Source organism: Nitrososphaera sp. AFS, assembly GCF_009898475.1.
GTDB lineage: Archaea > Thermoproteota > Nitrososphaeria > Nitrososphaerales > Nitrososphaeraceae > Nitrosopolaris.
The window spans coordinates 1-8,142 of record NZ_QURE01000097.1 but is presented as its reverse complement, the minus strand read 5'-3'; the positions used below and the strand labels follow the sequence as shown (position 1 = coordinate 8,142).

At 39.8% G+C, this 8,142-nt stretch carries 6 protein-coding genes; 2 read left to right on the top strand and 4 right to left on the bottom strand.

Annotation, left to right across the window (positions count from 1 at the left end; all coding sequences use genetic code 11):
- Positions 1-106 precede the first annotated feature (106 nt).
- Complete coding sequence (gene wecB / locus DYY65_RS09460) at positions 107-1,213, bottom strand: non-hydrolyzing UDP-N-acetylglucosamine 2-epimerase (protein WP_162477717.1); 1,107 nt, start codon at positions 1,211-1,213, stop codon at positions 107-109.
- A gap of 258 nt (positions 1,214-1,471) precedes the next feature.
- Here wecB and DYY65_RS09455 point away from each other — a divergent pair, with 258 nt between their 5' ends.
- On the top strand, positions 1,472-2,620 hold the full coding sequence (locus DYY65_RS09455) for a glycosyltransferase (RefSeq protein WP_162477716.1): 1,149 nt from the start codon (positions 1,472-1,474) through the stop codon (positions 2,618-2,620).
- 215 nt (positions 2,621-2,835) lie between these two features.
- Here the strand turns inward: DYY65_RS09455 and DYY65_RS09450 are convergent, their stop codons facing one another.
- The 3 genes from DYY65_RS09450 to DYY65_RS09435 form a co-directional block, all read right to left on the bottom strand.
- Positions 2,836-3,474 (bottom strand): class I SAM-dependent methyltransferase, encoded by a 639-nt coding sequence (locus tag DYY65_RS09450; RefSeq protein WP_162477715.1) that lies wholly within the window; start codon positions 3,472-3,474, stop codon positions 2,836-2,838.
- A gap of 368 nt (positions 3,475-3,842) precedes the next feature.
- Complete coding sequence (locus tag DYY65_RS09440; protein ID WP_162477713.1) at positions 3,843-5,063, bottom strand: glycosyltransferase; 1,221 nt, start codon at positions 5,061-5,063, stop codon at positions 3,843-3,845.
- Positions 5,064-5,238: 175 nt separating this feature from the next.
- The gene (locus DYY65_RS09435; protein ID WP_162477712.1) at positions 5,239-6,111 is read right to left on the bottom strand and encodes an isocitrate lyase/PEP mutase family protein; all 873 of its coding nucleotides are present in this window, start codon (positions 6,109-6,111) and stop codon (positions 5,239-5,241) included.
- Between the two features lie 1,707 nt (positions 6,112-7,818).
- Here DYY65_RS09435 and DYY65_RS12550 point away from each other — a divergent pair.
- Complete coding sequence (locus DYY65_RS12550; protein WP_236561771.1) at positions 7,819-7,989, top strand: hypothetical protein; 171 nt, start codon at positions 7,819-7,821, stop codon at positions 7,987-7,989.
- Positions 7,990-8,142 lie beyond the last annotated feature (153 nt).

Genomic DNA, 8,142 nt, shown 5'->3' with positions numbered 1-8,142 from the left:
TTTACTGCCTGCGATATGACTGGAACAATGATTAATTAGAAACTAGACCGAGAACCTATTGTCTCAAGCAATTAATGGGACTAGTAACACTAGCTAGCGATTACCCCTATCGAGACAGTTCCTTAGTCAAAATAGACTTGATCATATCGGCTGTGTCTCCTTTCCCGAAGATAGCTTTTCTGTTAAAGGTCGGCCGTCTTGGCATCCATTCCGAAACTGCCTTAACGATCAGGCTAGTACGAGTACCTGTGAGTATATTGGCGCCTGCTTGTATTGTCTCGACCCATTCAGTGTTTTCTCTCAGTGTCACACAGGGAATGCCTAACAAATATGCCTCTTTCTGAAGGCCTCCGGAATCAGTTACTACCTTCTTGGATTGAAGCAACAAAGCGATAAAATCGATATAGCCTACAGGTTTTACGATTTTAACGTTTTTGCATTGACGAAGTCTAGCAAATAATTTAACGCGCTTTAGAAAATTTGAAGTTCTCGGATGTATAGGAAACACTATCTTTAAGCCTTCCCTATTTGAAAGAATCTCACAAGCATGAATAATCGACTCCATGCTTTCTAGGGAACTGGTGTTTTCCGCCCTATGAACAGTCATAAGAACATATTGACCTTTTAGATCGTTTAATTCTAAAGAATCGAGAATTGTGGAGCTGGGTACCAGTTTTTTCGCTACATTTCTAACTATATCTACTGACAAGTCCCCGGTACGGACTATTCTACCGCTCACATGTTCTCTTCTTAAATTGTTCAACGCTGCCATTGTAGGGCAAAATAAATAATCGCTTAGATGATCAGCTAATATCCTATTCGTTTCCTCAGGCATTCTCCTGTCAAAGCTCCTAAGCCCAGCTTCAATGTGAGCAACCATGAATCCTGACTTTGCAGCACAAAGTGCACCGGCAAAAGTCGAATTAGTGTCTCCATAAACGAGAACAGCGTCAAATTTGTTATCTTTACTAAATATGGGTTGAAGCTTCTTGAGTATGTTTCCGATTTGAACACCTGGTGGTCCCGATCCAACTTCCAAGTTGAAATCTGGTTTAGGTATATCAAGTTCTTTGAAGAAAATTTCTGATAGTCTATAATCATAATGTTGGCCTGTGTGGATAATGATATGTTCAGAAAAGGATCTAATTGTAGAGTCCACTGCTCCTAATTTGACAAAATTTGGCCTAGCTCCTACTACAGATGCGAGTTTCATGCAAGGTGAAATTACCTGATATGATGCTACTATACATTTCTATAAATATTCTGAGAAATAGTGTACGATAACGGCTAGCATTTGAAAACAGGGTCCCAAAGGCTGGTCAAACAGTAAAACCATTTTATGAAGTACTACTCCTTTTTTGTGGTTATTTCTCAAAGTCGATGATAGCAACAATACCCGAGCGATGTCGTAAGCACATGATTTTCGACGGATAATTATAATTATTCCTGCCACAAAGAACAGTTTAGACGCTTGAGAATTTTACACTTATCGCATGAGTCATTGCCTGACTGGAGAGTTGAGAAGGCTGCACTAACCGCCGTTAAATATGGGCATGAGGTCATGTTCGCCGGTAAATTACCTGGAAATTATGCTAACACAGTATTTTCAAAACTCTACGGGATAATTTGGACCGCAAAAGCTCGATACGGGATACCTGTCTATTGGGGATATGTCAAGAAGCAGGTTGCCTCTATTATTAAAGATGCAAGGCCTGATATTGTGCATGCTCATAACATTTTTTCTGCAAAGATGATTTCCGAATTCAATATTCCTTTTGTCTATGACGATCACGAGTACTGGTCGAGCCATGCGAGGCTGCTTAATGAAATTGTGAGCAATTCACCCCCTTTAGATTCAGAAAAAAATCTGCCCTTGCTAAAGAAAGTTCAGAGTTTTAAACGATCCATCATAAACAATCACTTAGTACACCTTTGGAGTAAATGGGAGAAAGAAATTGTCTCTCTTCGCCCAACTATTACAGTCTCCGATCCAATCGCTGAGGAATTGAGGAAAATTAGTAAAAGTGAAGAGATTTTTGTCATTCCGAACTTCCCTCTTCGCTCAGAAGTCGGCGGATTAACAAAGCCGACTCTGCATCCAATCATCTCATGTACCTATGCAGGCGGAGACGGATGGAACAAAGAAAAGTATCCAAACAGGAACATAGACGGCCTCACTGATTTATTCGAAAATGATCACAACATAGGTTGTCTCACTGTTATCGGTTGGAGTGGCCCCTCATCTAAGAATGTCAAATACACAGGCTACCTCAATAGAAATCACATGTATTCTGAAATGAGTAAGCATTCGATCGGACTGCTGCCGTGGAAGCGGCACTGGTCTCACGCTTTCGTAAACCCCAACAAGACATATGAATATGCTCATGCTGGACTATTTGTCATGTGTACTGATTCGTTTAAAGCGGTTGCTGAAACGTTGAAGGGAAATTGCGCCACTTTTGAAGATTATTCGTCTCTCATTTCGGAATTGGAGTTTTTTCAAAAGAATCCAGAAGAGCTTTATTCTAAACGCATCAAGTTGCTTGGATTCGCTCAACAAAACCTTGTCTGGGAAAAGAACGAAAAAAAGATAATTAAGGCTTATCAGTGCTGTCAATAGTCCAGTCATTTATTAATGACTGCGCAAATTTGAGATAGTATGGAAGGGGTAATAGAAATGATCCCCGTAAGACTGATCAGCGTTTTTCTTATCTGAGATTGAACGAAGCATCACTTACTAATTGGGATTTCCGATTAATAACTTGGTTGAAGTATCCCAAAGTCAAATTGAAGAGTCACCACGGTCTTGAGCACTCTTAGTCCAATGTCGTATGCCTAGTTGTTCACTATCGCATGAAACAGGGATTGTTTTGTGTCAATGGACCTTAACCACGAACCCTTCTTCGATATTGGGACTCTGGAAATATGCTTCACCTCTGAGAATTCCCTATAAATTATTTCATAAGGGTGAATGAAATTGTGCGATGCGGCTTTTTTTGACCTCTGTTCTTCATACCAATCAATGTTGAGCACATGTTTGTTGGATGACTTTACCAGTTTATGCATTACATCCCTAATCTCTTCTGGAAGAATGTGCATAAGAACCTCAGCAGCTATCACTAAATCATATTTCTTTTGTACCTGCAAGGACGTAATGTCTCCTACCGCGAAATCCAGGTTTAGTCCATTCTTAAATACCTCCTTTTCGATTAATTGTCTGGCATTTTGGATTTGCTCTGGCGAAATATCTATGGCGTGATACTCTGAAATGCCTGCAAAGTTAGTCAGCAGTAGCTTTGTTATACGTCCAAAACCACATCCAATTTCCAGTACAGACGAGAATGATGTCGAGTTTTGTTTCATATAATCAATGAGAACTCTTTCTTGCAATTCGAAAAGCTTGTTATACCGAAAGTCATCCTTGTAGGTCCTACCGTGCTTGAGCCAATATTCACGAGGAATATAAGACATCATGACAAGGAGAAAATTGACATACTTAAGCGTTTTCTCTTACTCAGGGATAGATTTCTATCACCGATTACTAAATTTATATTGATCTTAGATAATCCATAACTTGAAGGCTCTTCATCCCATTAAACATTTTGATAGTTTTTACTTCGATGAATCCATCGTCTGCGATACTCCTTAAACGAGTCAGGTTAATTGTTAATAAACTAGATCTGAATGGAATTGAAAATCTTTTCTGATTCATAGCCGTTAGCCTGCATTTTAAAAGTGCGCGGAGTTTTAGAAAAAGCTATTAACATGCTGGCTGCGACCTATCGTACCTGTGTAACTGCATATCTTTTACATATAATATATTGTACCTCCCATCTAGGGCCTTAACCCCAGATTTTTTCATGGAAAGTCCATTTCTTGTTTAGGAGGAAATTGCTTATGGAAGCAACTGCAACTGCAGCTAGTAGCGAGAATACGTATCCAAAACCGGATTGAACGAATATGTATAGTAGTAATAACTGAATCATTGCCCCAACAGTACTGAGCCCGACAAAAGAGACATATTGAGCTAAGGTGCCACTCGAGAATTTTCGGTCTTCGAAGGTCCAGATCTTGTTCAGAAAAAAATTCGATGTGATCGATAGTATTATTCCTACAGTTGAAGCCTCTATATACCAGAGGTTGGAAATTGCACCTCTTGCTAAAAGAGTTGATACTATAAAATTCAACAGAAGGCCTGTGGCTCCAACTGTATAAAATCTACCTGCCTTTGATAGAAACAACACTGATTTCCGTTTTTCTGTTGTTTGCTTCGATTCTTTTTTTGATTGTCGACCATATCTATAAAGGTACCAGACAGAATTAAGATAATCAGAAACTACACGATTATCCAACTTGCTTTTTCCTGCTTTTCGATCGGTGAACGTGTACGGTACTTCCTTGATTCTGACTCCTTTGGATTTCACTAAAATTTCGAGAAGCAGTTTGTAGCCATATGTATTGAACCTGATATTCTCAATAATGTGCCTTGGAAAAGCGAAAAATCCGGAGATAGGATCCCTTACATTACATAACTTTAAGCCATGGATGGCAATCTTCGCTGCTAGTCTGCTAAGTAATTTCCTCCTGTAAGGCCAACCTCTTATTGAGCCGCCCGTCATATATCTTGAGGCAATCACTATGCAGTCTGGATCGCGCAGCAGTTCACCCACTAGAAGAGGAACGGTTTCTGGCGGATGAGAAAAATCCGCGTCCATAACTAGAATGTATCTGCCTGAGGAAGACTCTATTCCTTGCAGTATAGCAGAGATAAGGCCGTGCTTGCTCTCCCTTCTGACCAGCTTTACCGTAGACCTTGAATCATTGATCGCATAATCTCCGGTAACTTTGGACGTATTGGGAACTGGGCAATTGAACGCTAGCTGATCCTCCACGTACCTGGAGATAAGCCGCCCTGTGCCGTCTGGAGAATTGTCATCAACAATAACTATCTCTGTAGAAAGGCCGTTTGGCAACTTTCCTTTTATTCCTTCGACCAGACCCAAGATATTCTCATGTTCATTGTAAGTAGGAATTATGACAGAAAGGTCGGCATTTTTAAGCAAATTTCTAATATCATCATGTTATAAATAACTTAAATGTTATGAAACTTCTGTCCTTCAATCTTCAATTTACCTCATAGAAGTCAGGGGTCATTCTACTGCATAGCCCGCCACTTTATGAATCTACACTTTGATACTCAAATTGTCAGAATTAGCAAGTATTTCCTGAATGGCTAAATCATGCATATCTTTTTTCCAATTCCATGTAACGCTGCAAATCAACCAAATTGTTAAATTCACCGAAGGTCACCATTTGTTTTCGCCCATTTTGTGTCGAACCTGTCTGCTTTAACTCTGAGAGAACATTCTTTATGGCAAATGTAGCTGCAAACAAGGCAGAAAGTGGAAACAGGGCAATTCTGTATCCCATATCAAACAACTGCATTGCATTTAACGTTGGTGTTACTCCCTCTTCAATCATATTAGCTACTAAAGGAGCGTCAACCTCGTCTGCAACCTTAGATAATTCCTCAACTGAGGTCGGGGCCTCAATAAAGACTGCATCTGCACCAGCGTTGAAATAGGTTTTGCCTCTATCAATTGCTTCATCAAGTCCTTCGCTTGCCCTTGCGTCTGTTCTGGCCACGATGATAAAATCCCTAGTCTTACGTGCCTCTGTAGCAGCTTTCAACTTTAACAAGTAATCGTTAGTGGGGATTACACTCTTGCCTTGCATATGTCCACATCTTTTGGGCCAGACTTGGTCTTCTAAAAATATTCCTGCAGCACCCAAATCCTCCAAATCCCTTACCAACCGCCAAACACTAAGAGGACTCCCATAACCAGTGTCAGCATCAACTATAACTGGAAGATTAACGGCTCTGATTATTCTTCGTGCATTGTCTACCGTCTCTCCAGCATTCAAGAACCCAAAGTCAGGCATACCAAGCAAAGCGGCTGCAGAACCATATCCTGTTTGGAAAATCGCATCAAATCCTATATGCTCTGCAACTCTAGCACTAAGAGCATCATAAACGCCTGGCATTACTAATATCGAATCACGCGATCTGATTTGCTCGTGCAAACTTCGTTTAGTTACTCGTCTTTCCATTTGGTACCTTGTTTGAGCGAGAGTTATTAAATCTAGTAGATGGCGGTTGACTAACCAGCTAAATAAAATATATAATCGCAATTAATCAAGATAATCCCTGGTCTGGTATCGAACGTAAAGGACTGCAATCAAAATTAGTAATCCCAAGAGCCCTGGTTTGTCAAATAGTCTCAAATTAGGTCATGTTGTATTTGTAGCCTTGTTTCTGTTTTGAATTCTAATTCTAATTCTGAAAATGGGTCACCTTTGGTCGTTGGAGCTTAGGTAGAATCCCTGAACGTCATCCGGCGTCTGATACTCGTCTTATTTTAAGCTCAAAAGCTTCTTCACAGATTATAACCGAGATCATCTGCGAAAGGAGCACGAGCCGTTAGGTTAAAGTGTCATTTGATTCCACCAACAGTTAGATCAAATAGACACATGTGGGTCGGTAATTGTTCAAAACAATGCGGCTGCTTGGCTGTAATAATAAAATGTTAGGAATTAATACACAAACATCCAGGTTAGCATTTGTTGTATCAGAATCGGGCCAAATCCCTTTGGGCAGGTATAAGTCTCATCATAGTCGGCTTCTTGATCACACTATGGCAAAGTACATATAGTATTAATTTCAGGCTCCAAGGGATATTTGTTTTTGCTTTGTTCTTGATTTGCGCATCTTTAATCTTGATCGGATTTGGCATTGTGGTATGTTATTTTTGGAAACAGTTCAGAGATTATAGCAAGTCTTTCAAAAAAAAGAAAGGATTCGAGGCCTGAACATTGGAATAGAATAATAGAAGTTCAAATGAAACCAAGAGCTCGGGGAGACCCCTTCATAAAAAATCCTTTCTCTCATCTTTTGCAACCGATCCTATACCAAATAGCATATGTTGTCTAACTAATTTTCATTAATTTTCATAGAGTTTGTACAGGAAAAGATCTTCTAGACTGATTTTTCTAACATACTTGACATTCTCAAGGCTTCGACTAGGAGAGAGGCCAGTCCACAGGTAAGGGACTAATACTCATTTTGATGGTCAACATGATAGTTTGCAAGTGAGATTCTGATTATTGCAATCAACTTGAGTCGGCCGAGGAGTATTTAGATGTGATCTGTCGGCCGATAAGATCATGTTTATGGCTTTTCACAATATTGCCTCTAGTATGCATGGTATCGCCACCTAGGTTAATTTCTTTCATTGATGGATCGTTTTTGAGACAAAAGTCAGAATGTTTGGGCCAAATGAACGCCTCAGCCACTAGAAGCCTCTGCTAGAGGTTGTCGAACCTAGGTTTGTCCCTGGATTGGGGCCTGAACAATCGGGCTGCTGGGTAGGAACGGAGCCCGAAGTTGTGCTAATGTCAGATTAAATGGCTTTTGATCAATTATTGTGTAGAAGTGGAATTTCTAAATTTATTTTTGTAAACATTTGTTAACAGAAAACGGGAGAATACCATAATTATTGATTTTTCTCTCGTTTTCGGCCCGTCAAATAAGTTCGGGACGGGGTGTAGAGGTACTAAAACACAATATACCATAAATGACGGTCTAATTCGAGAGGAATTTGGCGGTTAACACGGGAGGCGTTTTTTGTTAAAAATTTGTAACAAATCTGTAACACTATGTTAACAAGGCTGTTAACCGTTAACGAGGTGCGTTAACGACACACAGATCTTTGCTATGACCATTTCAAGAGCAATATATATTGGAGAACGACGTCAAATTTGTTATCTATACTCCCTGACATAGAGCGCTGGAATATATCCAAAAAAGATCTGTTAGTCCTAGCATATTACAAGTCATTTAGAGATTTCAGAATTAAGGTAGGACAGTACTTCAGAACCAAGAACTTTGAGTTTAACATGTATAGGTATTTAACAGGATATGACGGTTAGAGAACTTCTGTAGGCCTGCCACTCTTGGATCTATCTTTCAATATAATTACGCCTTCTTCCTGATATCTTTTCAACCAGTCTGACGCCCATGTTCAGCTTCTATGAAATTCCTTAGCAGCACGAGCAGAATCATTCCATCATTTTTAACCTTCA

What these genes read in the sequence shown, in the direction of transcription:
- wecB (WP_162477717.1), bottom strand. Translation starts at nt 1,213, where the DNA reads ATGAAACTCGCATCTGTAGTAGGAGCTAGGCCAAATTTTGTCAAATTA.
- DYY65_RS09450 (WP_162477715.1), bottom strand. Translation starts at nt 3,474, where the DNA reads ATGATGTCTTATATTCCTCGTGAATATTGGCTCAAGCACGGTAGGACC.
- DYY65_RS09435 (WP_162477712.1), bottom strand. Translation starts at nt 6,111, where the DNA reads ATGGAAAGACGAGTAACTAAACGAAGTTTGCACGAGCAAATCAGATCG.